Origin of the sequence: Prevotella sp. P6B4, from assembly GCF_000619985.1 — a bacterium.
Lineage (GTDB): Bacteria > Bacteroidota > Bacteroidia > Bacteroidales > Bacteroidaceae > Prevotella.
This window is the reverse complement of sequence record NZ_JHVE01000024.1, coordinates 23,446-46,930: the sequence shown is the minus strand read 5'-3', so window position 1 is coordinate 46,930 and position 23,485 is coordinate 23,446. Positions and strand designations below refer to the sequence as shown.

At 49.2% G+C, this 23,485-nt stretch carries 21 protein-coding genes; 13 read left to right on the top strand and 8 right to left on the bottom strand.

From position 1 onward, the window contains the following. Positions 1-9: 9 nt before the first annotated feature. From T491_RS0113640 to T491_RS17220, 4 genes are all read right to left on the bottom strand, one after another. Complete coding sequence (locus T491_RS0113640) at positions 10-2,784, bottom strand: helix-turn-helix domain-containing protein (protein WP_081773396.1); 2,775 nt, start codon at positions 2,782-2,784, stop codon at positions 10-12. Between the two features lie 176 nt (positions 2,785-2,960). Continuing rightward, a complete protein-coding gene (locus tag T491_RS0113635) occupies positions 2,961-4,190 on the bottom strand; it encodes a DUF4861 family protein (protein ID WP_028904375.1) in 1,230 nt (409 codons plus the stop codon). Next, positions 4,187-6,058 (bottom strand): glycoside hydrolase family 97 protein, encoded by a 1,872-nt coding sequence (locus T491_RS0113630; RefSeq protein ID WP_028904374.1) that lies wholly within the window; start codon positions 6,056-6,058, stop codon positions 4,187-4,189. The genes T491_RS0113635 and T491_RS0113630 overlap by 4 nt, the downstream gene beginning before the upstream one ends. A gap of 1 nt (position 6,059) precedes the next feature. Further along, positions 6,060-8,411, bottom strand: a complete 2,352-nt coding sequence (locus tag T491_RS17220) for an alginate lyase family protein (RefSeq protein WP_231480259.1) — start codon at positions 8,409-8,411, stop codon at positions 6,060-6,062. Between the two features lie 96 nt (positions 8,412-8,507). On the opposite strand from T491_RS17220, the gene T491_RS0113620 reads away from it, so the two are divergent. Next, a complete protein-coding gene (locus T491_RS0113620) occupies positions 8,508-9,716 on the top strand; it encodes a glycoside hydrolase family 88 protein (RefSeq protein ID WP_036916148.1) in 1,209 nt (402 codons plus the stop codon). Between the two features lie 7 nt (positions 9,717-9,723). Here the strand turns inward: T491_RS0113620 and T491_RS0113615 are convergent, their stop codons facing one another. Further along, positions 9,724-10,710, bottom strand: coding sequence for a glycoside hydrolase family 43 protein (locus tag T491_RS0113615; protein WP_028904371.1), 987 nt, complete (start codon positions 10,708-10,710; stop codon positions 9,724-9,726). Positions 10,711-10,713: 3 nt separating this feature from the next. Next, positions 10,714-11,061, bottom strand: a complete 348-nt coding sequence (locus T491_RS0113610; protein ID WP_028904370.1) for a hypothetical protein — start codon at positions 11,059-11,061, stop codon at positions 10,714-10,716. 119 nt (positions 11,062-11,180) lie between these two features. Here T491_RS0113610 and T491_RS0113605 point away from each other — a divergent pair, with 119 nt between their 5' ends. From T491_RS0113605 to T491_RS0113590, 4 genes are all read left to right on the top strand, one after another. Beyond that, a complete protein-coding gene (locus T491_RS0113605) occupies positions 11,181-11,648 on the top strand; it encodes a GNAT family N-acetyltransferase (protein WP_028904369.1) in 468 nt (155 codons plus the stop codon). Positions 11,649-11,653: 5 nt separating this feature from the next. Beyond that, on the top strand, positions 11,654-12,481 hold the full coding sequence (locus tag T491_RS0113600; protein WP_033148992.1) for a LytTR family transcriptional regulator DNA-binding domain-containing protein: 828 nt from the start codon (positions 11,654-11,656) through the stop codon (positions 12,479-12,481). 112 nt (positions 12,482-12,593) lie between these two features. Next, a complete protein-coding gene (locus T491_RS0113595; RefSeq protein ID WP_028904367.1) occupies positions 12,594-14,648 on the top strand; it encodes a TonB-dependent receptor in 2,055 nt (684 codons plus the stop codon). Continuing rightward, positions 14,629-15,111 carry a hypothetical protein gene (locus tag T491_RS0113590; RefSeq protein WP_155950146.1) on the top strand — a complete coding sequence of 161 codons (483 nt, stop codon included), beginning with the start codon at positions 14,629-14,631 and terminating at the stop codon, positions 15,109-15,111. Before T491_RS0113595 ends, T491_RS0113590 begins: the two co-directional genes overlap by 20 nt. Positions 15,112-15,126: 15 nt before the next feature. Here the strand turns inward: T491_RS0113590 and T491_RS0113585 are convergent, their stop codons facing one another. Together T491_RS0113585 and greA are read right to left on the bottom strand one after the other, a co-directional pair. Beyond that, on the bottom strand, positions 15,127-15,882 hold the full coding sequence (locus tag T491_RS0113585) for an SDR family oxidoreductase (protein ID WP_028904365.1): 756 nt from the start codon (positions 15,880-15,882) through the stop codon (positions 15,127-15,129). Positions 15,883-15,895: 13 nt separating this feature from the next. Further along, positions 15,896-16,363 (bottom strand): transcription elongation factor GreA, encoded by a 468-nt coding sequence (greA, locus tag T491_RS0113580; RefSeq protein ID WP_028904364.1) that lies wholly within the window; start codon positions 16,361-16,363, stop codon positions 15,896-15,898. Between the two features lie 182 nt (positions 16,364-16,545). Between greA and purU the strand changes: the two genes are divergently transcribed. From purU to lysA, 8 genes are read left to right on the top strand one after another with little or no spacing between them, the layout of a single operon-like run. After that, positions 16,546-17,409, top strand: a complete 864-nt coding sequence (purU, locus tag T491_RS0113575) for a formyltetrahydrofolate deformylase (RefSeq protein WP_028904363.1) — start codon at positions 16,546-16,548, stop codon at positions 17,407-17,409. A 24-nt stretch (positions 17,410-17,433) separates the two neighbouring features. Next, positions 17,434-18,024: an imidazole glycerol phosphate synthase subunit HisH gene (hisH, locus tag T491_RS0113570; protein WP_028904362.1), complete on the top strand. Its 591-nt coding sequence runs from the start codon at positions 17,434-17,436 to the stop codon at positions 18,022-18,024. Then, positions 18,021-18,740, top strand: coding sequence for a 1-(5-phosphoribosyl)-5-[(5-phosphoribosylamino)methylideneamino]imidazole-4-carboxamide isomerase (gene hisA, locus T491_RS0113565; protein WP_028904361.1), 720 nt, complete (start codon positions 18,021-18,023; stop codon positions 18,738-18,740). Before hisH ends, hisA begins: the two co-directional genes overlap by 4 nt. A gap of 2 nt (positions 18,741-18,742) precedes the next feature. Further along, complete coding sequence (hisF, locus tag T491_RS0113560; RefSeq protein ID WP_028904360.1) at positions 18,743-19,501, top strand: imidazole glycerol phosphate synthase subunit HisF; 759 nt, start codon at positions 18,743-18,745, stop codon at positions 19,499-19,501. A gap of 53 nt (positions 19,502-19,554) precedes the next feature. Then, positions 19,555-20,199 (top strand): bifunctional phosphoribosyl-AMP cyclohydrolase/phosphoribosyl-ATP diphosphatase HisIE, encoded by a 645-nt coding sequence (hisIE, locus tag T491_RS0113555; RefSeq protein WP_028904359.1) that lies wholly within the window; start codon positions 19,555-19,557, stop codon positions 20,197-20,199. 36 nt (positions 20,200-20,235) lie between these two features. Continuing rightward, positions 20,236-20,925 (top strand): cell division ATP-binding protein FtsE, encoded by a 690-nt coding sequence (locus T491_RS0113550; protein ID WP_028904358.1) that lies wholly within the window; start codon positions 20,236-20,238, stop codon positions 20,923-20,925. 12 nt (positions 20,926-20,937) lie between these two features. Beyond that, the gene (locus tag T491_RS0113545) at positions 20,938-22,257 is read left to right on the top strand and encodes an aspartate kinase (protein ID WP_028904357.1); all 1,320 of its coding nucleotides are present in this window, start codon (positions 20,938-20,940) and stop codon (positions 22,255-22,257) included. Between the two features lie 49 nt (positions 22,258-22,306). Then, complete coding sequence (gene lysA / locus T491_RS0113540) at positions 22,307-23,467, top strand: diaminopimelate decarboxylase (RefSeq protein WP_028904356.1); 1,161 nt, start codon at positions 22,307-22,309, stop codon at positions 23,465-23,467. Positions 23,468-23,485 lie beyond the last annotated feature (18 nt).

The window sequence follows — 23,485 nt, the reverse complement described above, 5'->3', positions numbered from 1 at the left end:
ATATGGAAATCATATCTTTATGCCCTGCTTTTTCAGATATTCTGCAGGTGTCATTCCCTCCATCTTACGGAATGAAGAGAAGAAATTCGACTTTTTGAATCCACAGCGTTCTGAGAGTGCCGTAATGGTATAGCGCTTATATTCGCCAATCTCAATCAACCGTTTGAATTCATTCAGACGATACCGGTTAATGAACTCGTAATAGTTCTCCTTCAGGTAGATATTAAACACCTGACTGAGTTTGGGAGCCGAAAGATTCAGTTCATCAGCCAGATCCTTCATTTTCAAGTCAGCATTGGTATAGATGTGCTCACGCTCAATATAAGCCTTCATACGTTTTACAATGTCGGCACATTCAGCCTCATCGATTTTCACCTTCTGGTACTTCCTGACGGCTTCTTCATCCTTCAGTTCCTCCACTTCGTGTTCCATCTCTATCAGGGCATCCTCTATCTCGTTGCGTTCAGACAGTAATGCAGTTGTATCTCTATGATATCTGTACCAGAGCCATAACAGCACCACAAATACCAACAACAATACAAACTCGAGCATAGCCCATACTGATGGCACTACGCTGATAGTCCATTCCGTAGTGGTACCTTTGGCCCCCGCCAAACGAACCTCCAGCTTGTGGCGTCCTATCATCAGGTTGCGTACAGCAAATGGCTCACCATGACTGATAAGCATCCATTCACCATCGTCAATCCTATATTCATAAAAGCGGTTTCGGTGGAGTGCATAATCCAGCAGAATAGGCTCCGCCTGTAGCACCACCGATGTCAGGTTCCAATCCAAGTCAATCTCATGCTGATCGTGCGCCTGATACATCTCATGCATATCAATCAGATCGCTGCCCTTGCGAATCTGGCTTAACACGATGGGATAGCGCCTGTCAGTCTCACGCTGTTCTACAGCCTGTAAGGGCGCTGAGAAGATACCTGCCGAGGTGGCCACCCACAACATGCGCTGGCCGTCCAACTGAAGATCGCTAATCTGATCGCCCAACAGACCTTCGCCAGCACCTATCTGCAGCAAGTCGCGCGCTTCATAGTTTATGGACAGTAATCCACGTTCCGAGGCTAACAACAATCTTCCCTTTCCATCGTCAACCATACCTCGGCACCATTTATCCGTGAGGCGGATAGGCAACTTCAGTTCACCGTACTTTTCCATTCTCTCGGTGGTATAGAACAGCTGCGGACCACTGCGCATATACACAATGCCATCGTGCCCAAGCACGCCACGCATATAGCCTTCCTTATCGAAGAAATCTGCAGGGAAATTGGTATCTACAATCTCCTTGCTGGCGCCACTATACAGCGACAATCCTTTGGCAGCAGCCAACCAAGCATTTCCTGAACGATCGAAGGTGATATTGATTATCAAGCCGCCCACAATATGCGAGTTCTGCTCCTTATAGTTCTTTACACTACCATCCTGGGATATGATAAACAAGCCATCCGAACAGCCTATCCATAATGCGCTATCAGGAGCAACCTTGATATCGCCAATCGTATATCTGACGTGCAGCTCCTTTTGCGGTGGCATGCCCAAATTAACCGTGCGTGGATTGAACACACGGATACCACCATCGTACATACCTATGTAATAAAGTCCGTTCCACCACTTGATATTATTCACGATATGGCCATCCATATCTTCAGCAGAGAAAAACCGACGGATATGACGCTTCGAATCAATAAACCATAGCCCGTCCTGCATGCCTATCAAGGTTTCGCTGCCACGCATACAGAAGCAACGCACATTCAGCCCTAAAGTAGAGAAGCCATCAGGCTCATAGAGTTGGAACAAACCTGCATGATGAGGCGTATAAGCCAAGCCGTAGCGCACAAATCCAAACCAACTGACACCATTAGCATCACGATTAAAACAATAAACCGCATTTGTAGGTAGTTGCTTGTCGCCATCGGCATGCATGGCGTAATGCGAAAGGATACGCTCGCTTTTCGCATCAATCACATAGGCACCTGTACCATCGGTAGCCACACAGATCCGCCCCTCAGAATCCTTGCATACCGACGTAATGATATGTCCTACCTCGGGCAGCTGGCGCACCTCCTGTTTGACAGGGTCGTACACAAACAAGCCACTGGCACGTGTTCCGATAAAGAATTTCCCATCAGCCTTGTCAAATCTCGACACTGCCAATTTGCCAAGTTCGGAGGAAGTCAGGCCACAAGGTATTATCTTACCGGTTTTAGGATTATAGCTATTCAGTTCATGTCGGCCAAGAAACCAGATCAACCCCTGATCATCCTTTATATACTGGCGCACAATATTATCCAAACCCTGACGACTGATTCCCACATCCTGCTGTTTAAACAGTTTTCCATCGTAAATCTGCATACCCTGTTCGCCGCCTATATATACGGTATTGCCATCGGCAAACAACGAAATGGGGCGAAGCACCTGAGGCAGTATTTTCTCAAAGCGGCTGGAACTGGCGTCCAACCTGTAAAGACCATCCTCGGTTGCAGCATATATGGTATGGTTACGCGTTTCACAAAGATCATACACTTCCAGGGGATGCCCCTTGCCTCCCATTACATAATATGACTGAAGATATTTGCCGTTAAACACATTGATGCCACTGCTGGTGGCAATCCATGTCAAACCTGAATGATCGGTCATCACGCGATTCACAGTCTCACCAGTCAATCCATCAGCAAGGGTCAGATTTACCAACAATCCCTGTCCGTCAATAGTAGCTCGCAATGGCATTCCTACCAAGAGCGCAATACATAGCAATAATAACTTCCGCATGGCCAATTTAGTTATATCGTTGCAAAAGTACAACTTTTTTGTGTTATTTGCAAATATATCGTCATTTTTTCACACCAATAAAAAGCGGACGCTTCACAGCGTCCAACTCTCCAACTCATAATATACATTCAAATTAACAAGAAACTAACTAACTTTAACTAACCAATTATAACTAATTATTTGAATAAAACCTCTAACGGAACTTTTTGCATTTGGACGAAGTGCTGCGTACGCAAATGCCATTCTTCCAGCGAACGGACATCCAGTTCACTCCATGCCATACCAATGTAATAGGAGTATGGCTCGCCAATATAACCACCTTTGATGCCAAGCGCATAGCCGGCATTACCGCCCAAGGGCTTGGGAAAGGGGCGATAACAGGTAACATCTACTGTTTTCCGCTTGTAACGATCTTCTATTCCTGAACGATCAGGGAAAGCAAGTGCAGTAAATATCTGACAATTATGGCGAGCAGGATCAATGGTGGGGTCGGCATAGCAAACATAATTGTCAGCAATAAGCAGACTCTCAGTATCAGCCGTCCTGATGGTAAGACCTGCTGCCAGAGATACCGGATGAGATAGTCCCTCATACCAAACTGTCATTCTACAGAAATTGCTTCCTTTGTCGAGTACCATCAGCCTATGTTCTGTGACCTTATCTTTTCCTATCCTGACTGGTGCGAAATCAAGTCTGAGCGCAAAACGAAGAGGACCATTCTCTACGATCTCGTATGTCTCATAACACCAAGGATGATAGATAGAATCGCCAACCATCAAAGCAGGGGTGCCACAACCTAATGTGGCACCAACACCATAGCCATCCATACCAGCACCATGATCCAGATGATAACTGGTCAGGGTAACCAGACTATCAGCCTCTTGCAGTTTTGACAGTTTTCTTAACGCTTCAATCTCCTGATGCCTTGAGAATTCAAGTCTGTACAGACTGTCAACCAACAGCTCGGAAGAGTGTTTTACCCATAAATCAATACCAAATGACTTTTCCCCTCGACGCTGTGTTTCTGGTCCATAGATACGGAATCCTGTACGATCGTTTTCGAACGAGATATCGTCTGCACGCTCTGGATAATATCGACCCCACACATAGGGTTTAAACGGAGCAGCCTGTCCTGGTTGTATTGTGAAAGTAGTTTGTGAATGAGGACGTACATGTACGTCAATTAACAGCTCTCCGTTTTGGGTTAGTTGACTGGGCCGCTCAATACCAAATGCATCGCGCACTACGACACCATGACTGGCATCAAAATTCAGCTGAGCCGTATCAATACCAACCACCTCCTGTCGTTGCAGGTCAGTAGGATTAGTGATTGACACGACACATGGCTGCGCCAAGCCACTACCCCAAAAAGTCAAAAGGCATAATATCACAACCAGTTTTCTCATTTTGCAAGGGGTTTGAAGTGTAAGGCTGCACCACCGCTGGCCTGTAAATGCAGACTGATGGTCTTTCCGCTTTTGACGACAACGCGCTGAACGGACACGTTGGTACGAGTGTGCAGGCTGGGATCATCGTTATAAATCTCAACCATGTATTTTCCTTGAGACAGGAAGTCTGTGGGTATCAGGACATCACGAGCCTCGGTGTTAGTCATAGCCCCTACAAACCATTCGCTACCAGCACGACGAGCCTGGATGATATAAGCGCCTGGCACACCATCGAGCGCTATACTCTCATCGAACACTGTGGGACAGTCCTTCCAGAACTTCAGTTCGGCTTCGCCTTGATCGACAAAAGGCATATCGTACCAGAAGTAGAACTGCAATGGCGAATAATACACTGCAGCCATAGCCAACTGATGCCCCTTGGTATTCTTGACCCTACTATTGAAATAGCACAGGGTATAGTCGGCTGGTCCACACAGGAAACGCGAAAAAGGCAACAACGTGTTATTCACGGCATCAGGCATTTCCTCATTCCCACGCACACCCTCTTGGGTAAGCAGATGAGGATAGGTGCGCGAGAGTCCTGTAGGACGGTACTCATCATGGATGTCGACCATGATTCTATACTTAGCACATTTAGCCACAGCATCATGCAGCCAGGTGCTCCACTGCTGATTGCCAATCTGTACGAAGCCGAACTTGATGCCACTGATGCCCCACTGCTGATAAAGAGGAAGCAGATGGTCCAACTGACGGTATAGTGCACGTTGGTTCACATACACCCACACACCGATACCCTTGCTCCTGGCATAGGTACAAACCTCAGGCATGGTAAAGTCGCGCGTGGCACTCACCTGGCGGGCATCGCTTGCTACCCTACCCTCTGGCCCATACCATCCAGCATCCAATTCCACATAGTCAAATCCCAGTTTGGCTGCATAGTCTATGCTCTTCATGATGCACTCATTGGTGAGTTTGCCGCTACGGAATACCTTACCAGGTCGCACCCACGACCAATCACCAGTGACGCGCTCTTCGTTCAAATTGAGCAGCAGGTCTTTGTGGTTTATCAGATCGACCGCTTTCTCCCCCACCATCATGACACGCCAGGGAGTGTCGTAAGGCGATATCACATCAGCACAATCGTACATAGCAACCTGCAGTTCATTGTCTTTTTTAAGTTTGAACTTACCACGTACATAATCCTTCATGGCAGCTTCGAGCAGGGCCACATACTGACCTGTTGGCAATTGCAACAACAGGGGGCGTTCACTTTCAAACCAAGGTGCTTTCAGTAGGCGCTTATCGTATGGTCCCTGTGCCCATTCCTCATACCAGGCCATCGTTCCCTCAGGGAATGCAAAAGAGGTCTGCTCACCCGTTATATGCAAAAAGAGACTATTGGCTGTTTCAGGGAAATGATAACGGAAAGCGATGCCCTCATTATATGCACGCACCACAATATCCATGGCATAGTATTTACGCTTGTCATAGCCCTCAAACATGGTACCGAGTCCGTTTGTTCCTTTCTCGTAATGTAGTATCAGCTGGTTGAAACGGTTGTGTATCTGGGCATTCTCACCATAAAGAGGTGTCCAGATGGTATCTACCGAACAACGTTCCTCACCTTTCCACACCAGATCGCCACACCAATTCTGATATTCACCACGAGGAACAGCCAAGGCCGACTCGAACAAACGGTTATCAATGTCGACACCCAACTGGCCACGCTGAATGATGGACTGCTGATGATAAGACACACTATACGTCAAGCCATCGAATGATATCGCATACTGACCATCAGGCGATGTCAGAGTCTGTGCCCAAAGTTCCATGGGCAGAAAAGCCATAAACAGAAGCCTTCTCATATTACTTTATGAATCTAAGTTGCTCTACATGCGAACCAACAAACATAGGCACCATGTCGGCAGTAGCATACCAGCCTGGTTTACCTGGCATATCATCGGCAATAGTGCGACCATTGATCTTCAGTCCTTCGAAGGTGATGCCTTTGATTGAATGCTGAGCATCATAGCCTGTAATGACAGACATATAGGGCTGAGCCCCATTGTAACGAATGTTACGGAACGTCACATTCTCCACACCACCACCAGCAGCCGTACAATACTTCTTGTTCCACCCCACTTTTACCTGCAACAGACAACCCTGATGAATCTGCTCAATGCGGATGTTATCAAACATCACGTCCTTCACATAATTGCCATCGCCACAGTTAATAGCCAGACATCCCTGATAATCTACCTGTGGTTCGCTCTGACATAGAATATCAATATTGTCGTATTTCAAATCGACCAGACTATCACCAACCTCTGGATTGCCATGCAAGCCAATAAAGATGGGATGAGCCACATCGGCCCACAGCGTAGAGTTGGTCATGCGCACATGTCGTACAGAACCCTTAAAATCCTTACGGGTAGCATAAGCAGTAGTACAATCGTCGCTATTACGGCAGAATACTCTATCATAAAGAATATTGCTACTACCACCAAACACATTCAGCCCATCGCCCCACTGCGGATGCGAGATGCTACGGATATCATGCATGGTTATATGGTGCGACTCACCAATAGGACAGGTATTAAGTATCAAACCATCAACTAAAACGTTATTAGAACGCAATATGCGACAACCTTGATAGCCATTTCCCGGGCGTGCAACGCCACGACCTACAATACTAACATTTTCAACATCCTCGATAGCAAAGGTACCTGTAAAATAGCTGCCACCAGCCAGATAGACAGTAGTATTAGATGGCACTTTTATCAACTCATCAGTGTACAGTCCTGGCGGGTAATAACGGAAAGAACGGCCCTGTGCTTTGGCTGTTTTCTCTGCAGCCTCTTTACTGCCAGCAGGCTTCGAGGTGAAAAGCAGCAGATTATCAGTGATACTACCATCAAATTCCACACTCACATTCTCGGGTTGGAAAAGCAGGAACTGCACCACAGAATCGTTCTGCACGTTTGCAATGGTACCACGATAGTCAGGACGAATACGAGCAGTCTTAAACTTCTTCGTCTTGCATACAACCCGCACAAACACGTCGCCTGTAAAGTCGAAGAAGGCGTATGATATTTCCGACACCTGATGTTGATTGTTGCCGATTGGGGCATTCACCTTAGCCATATAAGTATCAATACGCGTCCATGTTTTTTCTCCACGGGGCTGGACATACACATCATAGTCGTGCTTCAAGGGAGCTCCTGCGGGGGCTGCGTAGGTAAAAATCTGGTGCAGTCTGCTACCTTCTTTCACCCCCCTTACCGTAAATTCATCGGCCTCGGGATTGCGCTTAATATTGCCTTTTTTCTCTGCTTTGGCCTGCAGCTTCAGCAGTTTCTGAGTATATGGCATTTTCAATCCCTTTCGCACCACATAGTGCTGATAAGGCAAATCGTATATACAACGGATACGTCCACGCGCCATAGCGCCAGGCTCAGTCCAATTGTTATAGAGCCCTGTACAGTCTGTCCATGTCTCAAAAGGCACGTCATAGCCCAGATTATATCTGGCCGAGTACTCCATTCCTGCCATCAGTCGGTTGTCGAGGGCACCCCACAAGTCATCACCCTGCTGCCAGGCCATATCGCAGATGTCGCACATGGCACCCAATCCCAGCTGGGCATGCGCCTGGTCGCGCCCTGTTTCCTGACATTGCCCTGTAGCACTGATATAATGTGGTAATGAGCCATTATCGTTGGCATGAAGGTAAATGTCGATGGCATGTTGATAGAGCGCACGATCGTCCAGAAAAATAGCAGCAGCCATGCGACAACGGTTCACCAGGTGCCCCCAGTTACCATTAGCATACGGACTATCGGCCTCAAACTTTTCCATCACAGGCAGTATGGCCCTACGCACCATCGCCTGCCAAACAGGTGTCTGATAGGCTTTCATGATAGTCATGGCTCGCAACAGCCAATAAGCCTGAATCGTACAGAGCGGTGCATCATGACCATCAAAACGTTGCAAAGTAGTGGCATAAGCATTGATAATACGCAATGACACATCGTGCTGTCCGTTTTGTGCACATTGCCATGCCTGCCACATGTCTCGTTCGCTACCTCCTTTGGTCTTTGCGAATTGTCCATCGCGCGCCACGACCTCATAGGGGCCTGACATGATATAGCCGCTCTGCTGTGCCCTTATATTTCCGCCCCAGAAAGCAGCTAATACACTTACTAATAGAATCCTTTTCATCACAACTTTTTCCTTATATACGTTTATCATCCCAAGTTTACTCAAAATCTTTTTTGCGTATAATAGTCCACATATTCGTATATCATAAAAAAGAATATGAAGAAAATGATATGGACACTGGCGCTCTTCAGCACAATGAGCTGCCACACATCAAACGAAACATTCAATGCCAACTTGGCGCTGGATTATTGCACCCATCAGGTAGAACGGGCTCTCGAAGCATTAAAAGACAGTACGGGTACCATCGATTATACCATTGCACCACGCAATATATTAGAGAATGATACTGCATGGAATTGTCGTAATGCCTGTCCACAGGAGTGGTGTTCAGGATTCTGGCCTGGTATTTTATGGATGACCTACAGCTATACCCATAATGAAGACATACGCCAGAAAGCCAAAAGCTATACCGAGGCCTTAGGGGTGTTGACCACTCAACCCGTGTTCGATCATGACCTGGGGTTTCTCACACTCAGTAGCTACGTTAAGGGTTATGAAGCTACTGATAATCCTATGTATAAAGAACAGGCGCTTCGCGCAGCCGATTCGTTAGCCACTTTATATAACAGTAAAGCAGGCACCATTCTGAGCTGGCCACGACATGTAAAAGATTATGGCGGTCATAACACCATCATGGATAACATGATGAATTTGGAACTACTGTTCTGGGCTGCTCAAAACGGTGGCAGTCAACAACTGAAGGAGATAGCCACACGTCATGCAGAGACCACCATGCAGTACCAGTTCCGCAAAGATGGCGGTTGCTATCATGTCGCAGTTTATGATTCAATCTCTGGCGCTTTTCTGAAAGGCGTCACACATCAAGGATTGGCCGACTCATCATTATGGAGTCGCGGACAGTCGTGGGCCATTTATGGTTATACCATGGTATATCGCTATACTCACGAACAACGTTTCCTCGATTTCGCACAAAAGGTAACCGATCTCTATCTGAAACGACTCCACGAAACCAGCAATGACTGGGTGCCTATCTGGGATATGGACGATCCGAACAAAATGCAAGCACCAAAAGATGCCTCAGTAGCCAGTGTTGTGGCCAGTGCGCTGTTGGAACTTTGCCAATACGTCGATGCCCCCAAAAAGAAAGTCTATTATTCGGCTGCCGAAAACATGCTACGCAACCTGAGCAGTATGCGCTATCAGAGTAGACAGAGTAATGTTGCTTTCCTCATGCACTCAACTGGTCACTACCCTGCCGGCACCGAAATTGATGCCAGCATCATCTATGCCGACTATTACTATCTGGAAGCGCTGTTAAGATACAGCGGCTCCCTACATCCATAAGGATATTTTATTTCACAACGAGCTTGTCGCCTGATAAGTCAATCTCAAAGAAATGGGGAATGCGTACCGTTCTGCCTTTGGCATCCTTGGCATGACTATGAACGGACATCATCCACTGACCATCGAAACGCTGGAACAGCATACTATGGCCATAGCTCGGAGGGGTAATAGGCTCTGGCTCCTGAATCCATGGACCATCGAGGGTTCCGCTTGCCGAATAGGCCACACCCTGAGTATAGACATCATACACCCACGATGTCCATAACATGCCCAGGCGCCCCGTACCTGTACGGAAAAGCCACGGACCATCGGTTACCTTGTTCCATGTGATGTTGCCCTGGTCGTCCTTTTCGCGACTCCAGGGTGAATCACTGGCACGGAACAACAGTTTTGGCTCGCCAATGGTACCGCTGAGGTCGGGCTTCAGCTCTATCTTCTCTATCGTACCATTCCAATTCTGCAACCACTCGCCGCAGAACACCATATAGGGTTTGCCATCGGTATCACGCCAGAAGGTGCCATCGAGTGTGGGGCGATGGGCTGGCAGATAGGTAGCATCGCCAAAGGTACGATAGGGCCCCATGGGGGTATCGGCACGTAGCACCTGACAGGCACGCCGCTCGATGACATTGCCTCGAACGGTATCAATCTTAACAGCCTGATTGGTGAAAGTTGCAAAGTAATAATAATACCCGTCGCCTGTCTGATGCAGTTCGGCTGCCCATATCATCGGATGCGGTCCCATCCACGAGTCGGCAGTAAACTCTGTAACCCGATAAGGCCCTTCCCACAACTTCAGGTCGGCGCTGCGCCACATCATACCACCAGTCCCTGTCAGATAGTACATCTTGGTTTTCTGGTCGGCCAAAATGGCAGGATCACTCAAGCGAATAGAGTCAGTAGGGATATTCTGACGCACCTTGAATGCCCGGGGCTGGGATAGCGCCGCGCATACACACATAGTTGTTAAAATACAGCATATTATCTTTTTCATTTTTCAGAATGTTTTTGTTCTTATTTCTTCTGATGATGCAAGGAAGAACGGATTATCGCAGGGAATACCACAGAAACGGATATCCAAGTCGGGTAAGGAATGGTTGGCTCCTTGAGGACAGTCGGAAAGGAGCTCGCTGATACGTATCGGCTTGTCGTAATGGATACAGGCCTGCTGGGCGCGCTCAAAATCAGCATCGCTGCAGCCAGCAGTCCAGCGCCATACATTCTGCTCGTTATAGAACCTGAAAGCGCGAATGGCTCGTGCTATATCGCCCTTTCCACATGCTTTGGTACAAGGTGCATCCTCGCACAACAGGCAACGTGCCGACTCTTCATGTTTGTGCATCATACTTGAATCCAGGTATTTAAATTGGTAAAAAATCGAAATTGTTGGTACAAATATAATCATATTACAGCGATAATTTGTATTTTTGTACCCAAATTTATAAACAATTAAGCTTTAACTGAATGATCAGACTGGCAGAAAAACGGGATATAGCCCGTATCATCGACCTGCTGCACCAAGTGAATATGGTTCATGCGGTGCTGCGCCCCGACCTGTTTAAACCCTACACCACCAAATATGACGAGCTACAGCTGGAGGCAATGTTGGGCGACAGCAGCAAACCCATCTTCGTGTTTGATAATGGCACCACCATCTCTGGCTATGCCTTCTGCATGGTGACCGAGGTAAAGAACCACCTGCTGCTACAGGATGCCAAGACGCTGTATATCGACGACATCTGCGTAGACGAGACGGCACGCGGCCAGCACGTGGGGCAGGCGCTCTATCAACACGTACACGCCTACGCCAAAGAGATAGGCTGCCATAACATCACGCTGAACGTGTGGACGGGCAACGACCCTGCCCAGCACTTCTACGAGAAAATGGGCATGCAGCCACAGAAAACGACGATGGAAGTGATACTTGACTGAAAGCCATGAAGAATCTGTTGACACGAAAATACCCCTTCGGGCAGAGCAACCACTGGTTGAGAGACAGCGTGATTTACGGCCTGATTATCTGGGCCATCCTCTACTTGCTGCAACCGTTCGGATTCAGTCAGTATCAGGGCAACAAATGCCTGGTGGCAGCCCTGTTCGGCGTGGTAACGATGGTGTGTTACGTGGTGTATGGCTACACCGTGATGAGCCATCTACCCAAACTGGTGAAAACCCTGCGAGTATGGCACGATGGAGCGGCGGTGTTAGGACTGATACTGTTTATAGCCATCGGCAACTTTCTGCTATTAGTACTATTGTTCAGCATTCCTTTCAGTCTAGGTGTGTTCCTGCAGTTCCTGTGGTGGACGTTGATTATCGGCGCAGCCATCACAGCCATGAGTGTAGGTATCGAGTACAACCGCTATCTGAAACACCAGATGGAGGCACTGCTGAGTAACACCACCGAGGAGCAGAAGGATATCACCATCACCCTGCACGATACGAACGTGCGCAGCAACGACCTGGAGCTGCCCATCAACCAGCTGCTGTATATCGAGGCACAGAAGAACAACGTACAGGTGTGCTATCTGCGCGACAACAAGCCCACCACCGTTGAACTGCACACCACCCTTTCGGCTGTTGTCGACGACCTGAAGGACTACGAGAACATATTCCAATGCCACCGCTCGTTTGTGGTCAACGTGAACAATATCACCCAGGCCAAGGGTAACAGCAACGGCTACCAGCTGCGACTGGGCAACAGCAGGGAAACCATCCCCGTATCGCGCTCGTACGTACCAAAACTCAAGGATTTTATCGCTTAGTCATTCGTCCGGAAAACGCGTCATTCGTCAACGCACTTAGCTTTCCGTCAGTAGTTTTAGCTGATGGTCAGCAAAATTTGGAACTATGAAAAACGTGCCGTACATTTGCGGCATGAAACAGAAGTTTGCACATATCATCATTTGTCTGCTGGCAGCCTGCAACTTGGCTGCACAGACCACCAAAGTAACGGGCACAGTATCCGACGGCAAAGAACCGCTGGCTGCTGCCAATGTATTTATTTCAGGTACGATTGACGGTTGCATGACCGACACGTTGGGCCGATTCTGTTTTACCACCACCCAGAAGGGCGAGGTGACACTGAAGGTGACCTACATGGGCTACGACGACTACACACGCACCGCCCACGTGAGCGAGTTGAAGGATATCGACGTAAGGCTGCACGAGCGCGCCACAAGCATCAGCGAGGTAGTGGTAACAGCCAGTACCTTCAGCTTTGGCAAGAGCGACGGCTTTAAGACGATGGATGCACTCGACGTGGTGATGAGCGGCAACTCGTGCGGCGACGTGGTGGCTGCCCTGCAGTCGCTACCTGGCACCCAGAAGGTGGGCGAGGACGGCAAGCTGTACGTACGCGGCGGTGAGAGCGAGGAGTGCCAGACATTTATCAACGGCATGCACGTGCTGGTGCCCTACACTACCAACACAGAAAATACCACCGTACGCGGACGATTCTCGCCCTTCCTCTTCAAAGGTATCAACTTCACATTAGGCGGCTACAACGGCGAATACGGACAGGCGCTATCGGCTGTGCTACCGATGGAGACAACGGATATGGCCACCAGCGACAAGTTGGGTGTGAGCGCCTCGCTGGTAGATTGGAACATAGGCGGCACCAAGGTGTTCAACACCAGCGCCCTGTCGTTCAACACCACCTATACCAGCATGGGGCTCTACGACCGGCTGTTCGCCCAGCGACAGGACTTTTCAAGGCCCTATCGCAAATTATCGGGCGAGGCACAGTACAAGCAGGAGTTCGGCAGCAACAGCGTGCTGAAATCGTACGTAGGCTACGACCTCACATCGGTAGGCCTCAACGAAGACGATCGCCACATCAGCCTGAAGGAGCACAACATCTACGCCAACCTGACCTACAAGACTACCTTGGGGCACGGCTACACACTGTTTGCAGGCATTGCCAACTCGAGTGTGTGGAACCATATCGACGATGCTGTGACCGCTGGTGACCACTACCGCAACTATCGCAACGAGGTGCACCTGAAGACCCAGCTACGCAAGGTGGTGAACGAGCGCCTGAAACTGCAGGTGGGCATCGAGGATTATATCCGTCACAGCACGCTGGATTTCGCACCCTATCACTACACGCTCGATTACAACATCCTGGGTGCCCACGCCGATGCACAGCTACGACTGCTACCCAAGGTTTTTCTAAATGTTTCGGGCCGTGCCGAGATGTTACGACACAGTTGGCTGCTGATGCCGAGAACCACGCTGAGCTATATCCCCAACAAGCGCCTGCAATTATCGTTGGTGACAGGCCGGTACAGCCAGACACCACAAGACGACCAGCAGGCACAGAGCGGCGACAAACTGCGCCAGAGCACAGCCAACCACCTGATACTGAGCATGCAGTACCGTTCGGCCTCATCGCTGCTGCGTATCGAGCCTTATCTAAAGAGCTATCGTCATCTGCCCCGAATACCGCAAGGCCAGTGGTTAGCTGATGGTTATGGCACCAGCAGGGGTGTGGATGTGTATGCCGAGGACCACTCTATCACCCCACGGCTCACCACCACCCTCGCCTACTCGTTCTGCGATGCGGAGCGCCTGTATCAGGACGCCACCGAGCTTTGCACACCCAGCTTTGCCTCGCGCCACAACCTGCGCCTATCGGCCAAATACACCATCGGCAAGTGCATCTTAGGTGTGGCCGAAAGCTATGCCACAGGGCGCCACTTTGTCCAGGGCACCACCCCGCACTATAACAGCGTGGATGTGAACCTGACCTATCTGCTCAGTCCGAAGATCATCATCTACACCTCGTTCAACAATGTATTAGGGCGCACCAACATCCACCGTTACGATGCTGCAGGAAGGGGCATCACCTCCAATCGCGACAGATTTTTCTATGTAACCATATTAGTTTCACTTAAAAATAATAAAGCTTATGATGTATCAAATTTTTAAGCACGTAGTTGCTACAGTAGTGTTCGTTTTCGCAAGCGTAACAAACTTATTTGCCCAGCAGCCCGGCAGCGACGACATGCTGAACCAGATTGGCATGCTGAAACGCTTAGAGGCCATGCAGCCCGACAGCGTGGGACCTAAGTACCAGTTGGCTCTGGCCAGTCTGAACTACGCCATCACCAACCCGCAGGCTCCACAGACAGAGCAGGTGCTGGCACAAGCCGAGCAGACCATCGGACAGTTGGCACAGATGAAAGGTGCCGACCAGTCGGACCTCTGCACCCTGCGCGGATTCCTGTTGATGGTGCGCATTGTACAGGATCCCGCCCAGAACGGCAGGAAGTACTATCTCGACGTGATGCAGAACTACGAAAAGGCGCTCAAACTAAATCCCCACAACCAACTGGCGCAAGAACTGCAAGCCAAGTTTGTTGAGGGGATGAAACAAGCCACCGCGCAATAGCTGCAACGGCAGGATTTATTTACGAACGATGACGCTTCCGCTGGCCTGGTGGGTAGCGAGGATGAGTACCTCGGCTATCTGCACGTGAGCGGGAGCGTTTGCTGCATAGACAGCTACATCGGCAATATCGTCGCCAGTGAGGGGCTTGATGCCTTGATACAACTTAGCCGCACGATCGGTATCACCATGGAAACGGACGTTGCTGAAATTAGTCTCTACCAATCCAGGCTTCAGGTTGGTGACACGGATGGCGGTGTTGGCCACATCGATACGCAAGCCATCGCTCAATGCCTTGACAGCAGCCTTGGTGGCGCAATACACATTGCCTCCGGCATAGGCGGCATCGCCAGCTACAGAGCCCACATTGATGATATGGCCGCTATTGCGCTCAACCATACCTGGCACAACCAGACGAGTCATCGTGAGCAGACCTTTGATGTTGGTATCAATCATACCATCCCAATCATCGTAGTCGCCCTCGTATTCGGGCTCCAGGCCCAAAGCCAGTCCAGCATTGTTCACCAGTACATCAATCGCGCGCCAATCAGCAGGCAGACCTTCGACAGCCGCCTTTGCAGCCTCACGGTTGCGCACATCAAACTGCAACGTGAGAACCTCGGCACCCTGTGCCTTCAGTTCGGCAGCAATCGCCTCCAAACGTGTGGTATTACGACCTGTGAGAATCACTTTGTCGCCATTCTGGGCGAACTTACGGGCGCATGCCTCTCCGATGCCACTTGTAGCACCAGTAATAAGTACAATCTTTTTCATCATTTTTGTGTTATTATCCTAATGTGATATTTTCTATACGCAACTTCACCAAACCAGCAGGAACACGCACCTCAACCACATCGCCCACCTTCTTATTCAGAAGCGCCTGAGCAATAGGCGACTTGATACTGATCTTTCCCTCACGCAGATTTGCCTCGTGAGGACTGGCAATGGTATAAGTCATCTTAGCATTGTTGGTTAAATTGGTCATCTCAACCTTACTCAGCAGCCCTACGCAATCGCTACCCAACAAGTTGGTATCGATGACACGTGCATTCTCCAGCACCTTCTGCAGGAAACTGATACGTCCCAACAGACGACCTTGCTCGCGCTTGGCAGCATGATACTCGAAGTTCTCGCTCAGGTCGCCCTTATCACGCGCTTCGCTGATAGCATCCTTACAGGCTGGAAGATCGACCGTCTCCAGTTGTTTCAGTTCATTAACGAGCTTGTCCCAGCCCTCTTGTGACATATATTCCATACGTAAAATCGTGTTAGTATTCAAAATTTCCGCTGCAAATATAGCAAAAAAACTGCATATATAGTGATTTGCGGCACTATTTTTGGCAAAGTTTAGATATTTATCCATTTTCTGGCAGGATTTAAAATCTTTTTTTGTATCTTTGCGCCTTGAATTTTATAGGTAAAAATAAGTAAGTAAAGATGGATACAACAGCAATTCTGCTACTCCACTGCCCCGATCAGCAGGGCATTATTTCGGAAGTAACCAAGTTTATTACCGATAATAAGGGAAATATCGTTTATCTGGACCAGTATGTGGACAAGGTCGACGGTATGTTTTTTATGCGCATTGAGTGGGAATTGGAAGGATTCTTGATTCCACGCGACAAGATCTACGACTATATCACAACCCTCTATGCGCAGCGTTACCAAATGAAGTTCAGTCTGTATTACAGCGATAAGCGTCCACGCATGGCTATTTTCGTTTCGAAGATGAGCCATTGCCTGTACGACCTGCTGGCACGTTGGAAGGCAGGAGAGTTCAACTGCGACATTCCCTGTATTATTTCCAACCACGAGGATCTTCGCTATGTAGCCGATCAGTTCGGCATCCCCTACTACGTATGGAGCATCAAGAAAGACCACTCGAACAAGGAAGAAGTAGAAAAGGCCGAGATGGAACTGCTGAAGAAGGAGGACATCTCGTTCATTGTACTGGCACGCTACATGCAGATTATCAGCGACGAAATGATTGCTGAGTATCCACACCATATCATCAACATCCACCATTCATTCCTGCCAGCATTCATCGGTGCCAAACCCTATCATCAGGCCTACGAGCGTGGTGTGAAGATCATCGGTGCCACCAGCCACTATGTGACAGCAGAACTGGATGCAGGTCCAATCATTGAGCAGGATGTGACACGCATCACTCACAAAGACACACCCGAGAGCTTAGTGCTCAAAGGTAAGGACCTGGAGAAAATTGTGCTCTCACACGCCGTGAGCAAGCACATCCAGCGCAAAATTCTTACGTACAAGAACAAAACGATCATCTTCAGTTAAAAATTCAGCAAAAGAAAAAAAAGAATGCAAGTTGCAATAGTAAAATACAACGCAGGAAATATCTATTCGGTGGTGAACGCACTGAAGCGCCTGGGTATCGAACCCATGCTGACTGACGATGCCGAACTGCTGATGAAGGCCGACAAGGTGCTGTTTCCTGGACAAGGTCACGCTGGCGAAGCCATGGACTATCTGCGTGCTCGCAAGCTCGACCTGCTGATTCGCGACCTGAAGCAGCCCGTATTCGGCATCTGCGTGGGGCAGCAACTGCTGTGCCGCCACTCCGAGGAGGGCGATACCGAGTGTATAGGCATTTTCGATGCCGAAGTGAAGCGATTTCAGCCTGAGCGCCATGAGGACAAGGTGCCCTGCATGGGATGGAACGAGTTACAAGTAACTGAAAACCCTATTCTTAAGAATCTGGGCGAGCATCCTTACGTTTACTTTGTACACTCCTACTATGTGCCTGTATGTAACGAGACCATCGCTACGGCAGACTACATTCTGCCCTACTCGGCCTCAATGCACAAGGATAATTTCTATACCTGCCAGTTCCACCCCGAAAAGAGTGGTAAGGTGGGCGAACAGATTATTAAAAACTTTATAGACTTATGATTGAACTGATTCCCGCTATCGACATTATTGCTGGTAAGTGCGTACGACTGACCAAGGGCGACTACGACCAGAAAACCGAGTACGGCGAGCCTTTAGAAATGGCACGCGAGTTTGAAAAAATCGGCTTTAAGCGTCTGCATATGGTAGACCTTGATGGCGCCAAGTCAAAACACATTGTTAACAGCAAGGTGCTGAGCAATGTTACTACTGAGACCAATCTGGTAGTTGATTTTGGCGGTGGCATTAAAACCCACACCGATATCGAGGCAGCCTTCGACGCTGGTGCCAAGATGGTGACCATCGGATCGATAGCCGTCACACAGCCCACCCTGTTTACATGGTGGCTCCAGAAATACGGTGCCGACCGCATTATTCTGGGAGCTGACGTACGTAACGGCAAAATCAGCATTAATGGCTGGAAGGATGATTCGGAAGAGGATCTGTTGCCCTTCCTACAGAAATACGTGGATGCGGGTGTAAAGAATGTGCTGTGCACCGAAATTTCGAAAGACGGCACCCTGAGCGGACCTGCCTTCGAGCTGTATGCACGCATCATGGAGAAATACCCCGACTTGCACCTGATAGCCAGTGGCGGTGTATCAAATATCGAAGATATCAAGGCCCTCGAAGCTATTGGCGTACCTGCCGTAGTATTCGGAAAGGCCATTTACGAAGGCAAGATCGACCTTCGCGAACTGATCAAGCTAGATGAATGATTATGGGATTAGCAAAAAGAATAATACCCTGTTTGGATGTAAAGGACGGCGAGACCGTTAAAGGCACCAACTTTGTAAACCTGCGCTCGGCTGGCGACCCCGTTGAACTGGGCAAAGCCTACAGCGAGCAAGGTGCCGACGAGCTCTGCTTCTTAGATATTACCGCCAGCTTCGAGGGACGCAAAACGTTTACCGACATGGTAACACGTGTGGCTAAGGAAATAAATATCCCCTTTACCGTAGGTGGCGGCATTAACGAGCTGGCCGATGTAGAGCGACTGCTGTATGCCGGAGCCGACAAGGTGAGTGTGAACAGCGCTGCCATCCGCAGACCAGAGCTCATCGACGAGATTACCAATCGTTTCGGCTCGCAGGTATGCGTTTGCGCCATCGACGCACGATTCGATGCCGACGGGTGGCATTGCTACTTGAAGGGCGGACGCGAGCGCACAGAGCGCGGACTGTTTGAGTGGGCGCACGAGGCTCAGGAGCGTGGTGCAGGCGAGATACTGTTTACCTCGATGGATCACGATGGTGTGAAAGAAGGCTATGCCAACGAGGCTCTACGTGAGTTGGCCGACAACCTCTCGATCCCCATCATCGCCAGCGGTGGTGCAGGCAAAAAGGAGCATTTCCGCGATACCTTCATTGAAGGACATGCCGATGCCGCCCTCGCTGCCAGTGTGTTCCACTTCGGCGAGATTCCCATCCCCGAATTAAAACAGTACCTCAAATCCGAAGGCATCAATGTGAGAGTTTAGCAACGGACGACAGGACTAAAGGACTAGTTTAAATAAAGAAACAATAATAGAAAATGAAGATAGATTTTGAAAAGAGCGGAGGCCTGGTGCCCGCTATCATCCAGGATGCACAGACCAAGAACGTGCTGATGCTGGGATATATGAACGAAGAGGCTTACCAGAAGACCATCGACACCAAGAAGGTTACATTCTGGAGCCGCAGTCGCAACTGCCTTTGGACCAAAGGCGAGACCAGTGGCAACTTTCTGCATCTGGTAGATATCAAAGTGGACTGCGATAACGATACTCTGTTGGTTAAGGCTACGCCCGACGGACCAACCTGTCACACAGGTACCGACACCTGTTGGGGCGAGAGCAACGACAGCGGCGTAGCTTTCCTGAGCGAGTTGCAGGACTTTATTGACAAGCGACACCAGGAGATGCCCGAGGGCAGCTATACCACTAAGCTCTTCAAAGATGGTATCAACAAAATAGCCCAGAAGGTTGGCGAGGAGGCCTTAGAGACTGTTATCGAGGCCACCAACGGCACCGACGAGCATCTGGTTTATGAGGCCAGCGACCTGCTGTATCACCTCACCGTACTGCTCACTAGCAAGGGGCTGCGTATCGAACAGGTGGCCGATGAACTGCACAAGCGCCACGATCCCAACTGGGACAAGCAGCGCCGCGAAGCCAAAGCCGCAGGCAAAATGAAATAACATTATACATTGAACATTGAGCATTGAACTTTAGATATGCTGATTAATTATAAGAATGTAAACGTATACCAGGATTCTGGTACGAAGGTACTTGAAGGAGTGAACTTCGAGGTGGCCGAAGGCGAACTGGTGTATATCATCGGTCGTGTAGGCTCTGGAAAGAGTTCACTACTGAAAACCCTCTACTGTGAACTGGATATCGACGAGGCTGACGAGGCCACCGTATTAGAGCGCGACCTGAAGACCACCCGCCGTAAGGATATTCCTGGTTTGCGTAGAGAGTTGGGAGTAGTATTCCAGAACTTCCAGTTGCTGAACGATCGTACTGTCTATAAGAACTTACGATTTGTGCTGAAGGCTATTGGCTGGAAAGATAACGACGCCATCAATCAGCGCATCGACGAAGTGTTGACCCAGATTGGACTTCTAGACAAGAAGATGATGATGCCCAACGAGTTGTCGGGAGGTGAACAGCAGCGTGTGGCTATTGCCCGCGCCATCCTGAACACGCCCAAGCTCATCATCGCTGATGAGCCTACAGGCAATCTGGATAAGGAGACCGCCGACAGTATCATGCAGCTGTTGAAGACAATCTCGGAGACGGGTACAGCTGTGGTAATGTCGACTCACAACATTGCGCTGGTACACAAGTATCCTGGCAAGGCGTTCCAATGCCAAGATGGAAAAATGGAGCAAGTAATCATTAAGAAAGCAGAAAACAAATAATATATAAGGCTTATGAAAGTAATGAAATTCGGCGGAACATCCGTCGGCAGTCCAGAGAGAATGAAAGAGGTGACTGCACTTGTCACCAAGTTTAACGAACCCGTTTTCGTAGTGCTCTCAGCCATGTCGGGCACCACTAACAGTCTGGTAGAGATTTCAGACTATCTCTACAAGAAGAATCCCGATGGTGCCAACGAGGTTATCAACCGTCTGGAGCAGAAGTACGACAAGCACGTAGATGAGCTCTACGCCAAGGATGCTACTAAGGCTGAAACACGCGAGTTCTTGAAATCAGAGTTCGACTACCTGCGTTCATTCACCAAGGAGCTCTTTACATCATTCGAGGAAAAGAGTATCGTGGCTCAGGGCGAAATCATGTCGACCAATATGGTGGTTAACTACATGAACGAGATTGGTATCAAGGCCGTATTGCTCAACGCACTCGACTTTATGCGTACCGACAAGAACGCTGAACCCGATCCCGTATATATCAAAGAGAAGTTGGCTGCCTTGATGAAGGAGAACGAGGGCGCACAGGTTTACCTCACTCAGGGTTTCATCTGCCGCAATGCCTATGGCGAGATTGACAACCTGCAGCGTGGTGGCTCTGACTATACCGCTTCGCTGATTGGTGCCGCTATCGGTGCCGATGAGATCCAAATCTGGACCGATATCGATGGTATGCACAACAACGACCCACGCGTGGTTGATGGTACTGAGCCTGTTCACCAGTTGCACTTCGAGGAGGCTGCCGAGCTGGCTTACTTCGGTGCTAAGATTCTGCACCCCACCTGCGTTCAGCCTGCTAAGTATGCAGGAATCCCCGTTCGTTTGCTGAACACCATGGATCCTGATGCAGAGGGTACTACCATCAGCAACAAGACCGAGTATGGTAAGATTAAGGCCATCGCTGCCAAGGACAATATCACAGCCATCAAGATCAAATCGAGTCGTATGCTGCTGGCTACCGGCTTCCTGCGCAAGGTATTCGAGATTTTCGAGAGCTACCAGACTCCTATCGACATGGTTTGCACCTCAGAGGTTGGCGTATCGATGAGCATCGACAACTCTGCACATCTGGGTGAGATTGTTGACGAATTGAAGAAGTATGGTACCGTTACCGTTGATACCAATATGTGTATCATCTGCGTGGTTGGCGACCTGGATTGGAGCAATGTAGGTTTCGAGACCATCGCACTCGATGCCCTGAAGGACATCCCTGTACGCATGGTAAGCTACGGAGGTTCGAACTACAACATCTCGTTCCTGATTCGCGAGGAAGACAAGAAACGCGCACTTCAGAAACTGAGCGACACCATCTTTAAAAAGTAAAGATGTAAAAAATTAAAAATGTAAAAATTAGAAAGAGACAAACGAGACAATGGCTAAAGGAATTTTCCCAGTAGAGAGGCTTCAGGATATCGAAACGCCTTTCTACTACTACGACACAGCTCTGCTGCGCCAGACATTACAGACAATTAACAACGAAGCCAGCAAACACGAAGGCTTTGTGGTGCACTATGCAGTAAAGGCTAACGCTAACCCACGCATCCTGCGCATCATACGAGAGGCTGGACTGGGAGCCGACTGCGTGAGCGGTGGCGAGGTCGAGGCATCAATCAAAGCCGGCTTCCCGCAGGATAAGATTGTATATGCTGGTGTAGGCAAGAGTGACTGGGAGATCAAACTTGGACTAGACAACGACATTTTCTGTTTTAACGTTGAGAGCATCCCTGAACTTGAAGTAATCAACGAGTTGGCAGCCGCCAAAGGAAAAGTGGCTCGTGTGGCTTTCCGTCTGAATCCAAACGTGGGCGCACATACCCATGCTAACATCACCACCGGTCTGGCCGAGAATAAGTTCGGTATCGCCATGCGCGATATGGTGAAGGTGATTCGAGAAGCTGAGAAACTGGAGAACGTGAAGTTTGTGGGATTGCACTTCCATATCGGATCACAAATATTGGACATGGGCGATTTTGAAGCCCTATGCAACCGTGTCAACGAGTTGCAGCAGGAACTCATCAGCCACCGCATCCGTGTTGAGCATATCAACGTGGGAGGCGGACTGGGTATTGACTATGCCCATCCCAACCGTGTACCCATCCCCGACTTCAAAGCGTACTTCGATACATACGCAAAGAAGCTGAAGCTGGAACCAGGACAGACACTACATTTTGAACTGGGTCGCGCCGTTGTAGCTCAGTGTGGAAGCCTTATCACACGTACCTTATATATTAAGGAAGGTGCCGTAAAGAAGTTCGCCATTGTTGATGCCGGTTTTACTGACTTGATTCGCCCTGCGCTCTATCAGGCATACCACAAGATAGAGAATCTCACCAGCGAAGAGCCCATGGAAGCCTACGATGTGGTAGGTCCTATCTGCGAGTCGACCGACGTGTTTGCCAAGCAGATTGACCTTAACAAGGCGAAACGTGGCGACCTGTTGGCCATCCGATCGGCTGGTGCCTATGGTGAGATCATGGCATCGCAGTATAACTGTCGCCGTTTACCCAAGGGGTATATGAGCGATGAGCTGTAATAGTGAAAAGTGAAAAGT

Bases quoted from the DNA above. Each gene is read 5' to 3' on its own strand.
- T491_RS0113635 (WP_028904375.1), bottom strand. From the start codon at position 4,190: ATGAGAAAACTGGTTGTGATATTATGCCTTTTGACTTTTTGGGGTAGT.
- T491_RS0113640 (WP_081773396.1), bottom strand. From the start codon at position 2,784: ATGCGGAAGTTATTATTGCTATGTATTGCGCTCTTGGTAGGAATGCCA.
- T491_RS0113585 (WP_028904365.1), bottom strand. From the start codon at position 15,882: ATGAAAAAGATTGTACTTATTACTGGTGCTACAAGTGGCATCGGAGAG.
- T491_RS0113620 (WP_036916148.1), top strand. From the start codon at position 8,508: ATGAAGAAAATGATATGGACACTGGCGCTCTTCAGCACAATGAGCTGC.
- hisIE (WP_028904359.1), top strand. From the start codon at position 19,555: ATGAAGATAGATTTTGAAAAGAGCGGAGGCCTGGTGCCCGCTATCATC.
- hisF (WP_028904360.1), top strand. From the start codon at position 18,743: ATGGGATTAGCAAAAAGAATAATACCCTGTTTGGATGTAAAGGACGGC.
- greA (WP_028904364.1), bottom strand. From the start codon at position 16,363: ATGGAATATATGTCACAAGAGGGCTGGGACAAGCTCGTTAATGAACTG.
- T491_RS0113605 (WP_028904369.1), top strand. From the start codon at position 11,181: ATGATCAGACTGGCAGAAAAACGGGATATAGCCCGTATCATCGACCTG.
- T491_RS0113595 (WP_028904367.1), top strand. From the start codon at position 12,594: ATGAAACAGAAGTTTGCACATATCATCATTTGTCTGCTGGCAGCCTGC.
- T491_RS17220 (WP_231480259.1), bottom strand. From the start codon at position 8,411: ATGAAAAGGATTCTATTAGTAAGTGTATTAGCTGCTTTCTGGGGCGGA.
- T491_RS0113550 (WP_028904358.1), top strand. From the start codon at position 20,236: ATGCTGATTAATTATAAGAATGTAAACGTATACCAGGATTCTGGTACG.
- T491_RS0113600 (WP_033148992.1), top strand. From the start codon at position 11,654: ATGAAGAATCTGTTGACACGAAAATACCCCTTCGGGCAGAGCAACCAC.
- purU (WP_028904363.1), top strand. From the start codon at position 16,546: ATGGATACAACAGCAATTCTGCTACTCCACTGCCCCGATCAGCAGGGC.
- T491_RS0113545 (WP_028904357.1), top strand. From the start codon at position 20,938: ATGAAAGTAATGAAATTCGGCGGAACATCCGTCGGCAGTCCAGAGAGA.
- T491_RS0113610 (WP_028904370.1), bottom strand. From the start codon at position 11,061: ATGATGCACAAACATGAAGAGTCGGCACGTTGCCTGTTGTGCGAGGAT.
- hisA (WP_028904361.1), top strand. From the start codon at position 18,021: ATGATTGAACTGATTCCCGCTATCGACATTATTGCTGGTAAGTGCGTA.
- T491_RS0113590 (WP_155950146.1), top strand. From the start codon at position 14,629: ATGATGTATCAAATTTTTAAGCACGTAGTTGCTACAGTAGTGTTCGTT.
- T491_RS0113630 (WP_028904374.1), bottom strand. From the start codon at position 6,058: ATGAGAAGGCTTCTGTTTATGGCTTTTCTGCCCATGGAACTTTGGGCA.
- hisH (WP_028904362.1), top strand. From the start codon at position 17,434: ATGCAAGTTGCAATAGTAAAATACAACGCAGGAAATATCTATTCGGTG.
- T491_RS0113615 (WP_028904371.1), bottom strand. From the start codon at position 10,710: ATGAAAAAGATAATATGCTGTATTTTAACAACTATGTGTGTATGCGCG.
- lysA (WP_028904356.1), top strand. From the start codon at position 22,307: ATGGCTAAAGGAATTTTCCCAGTAGAGAGGCTTCAGGATATCGAAACG.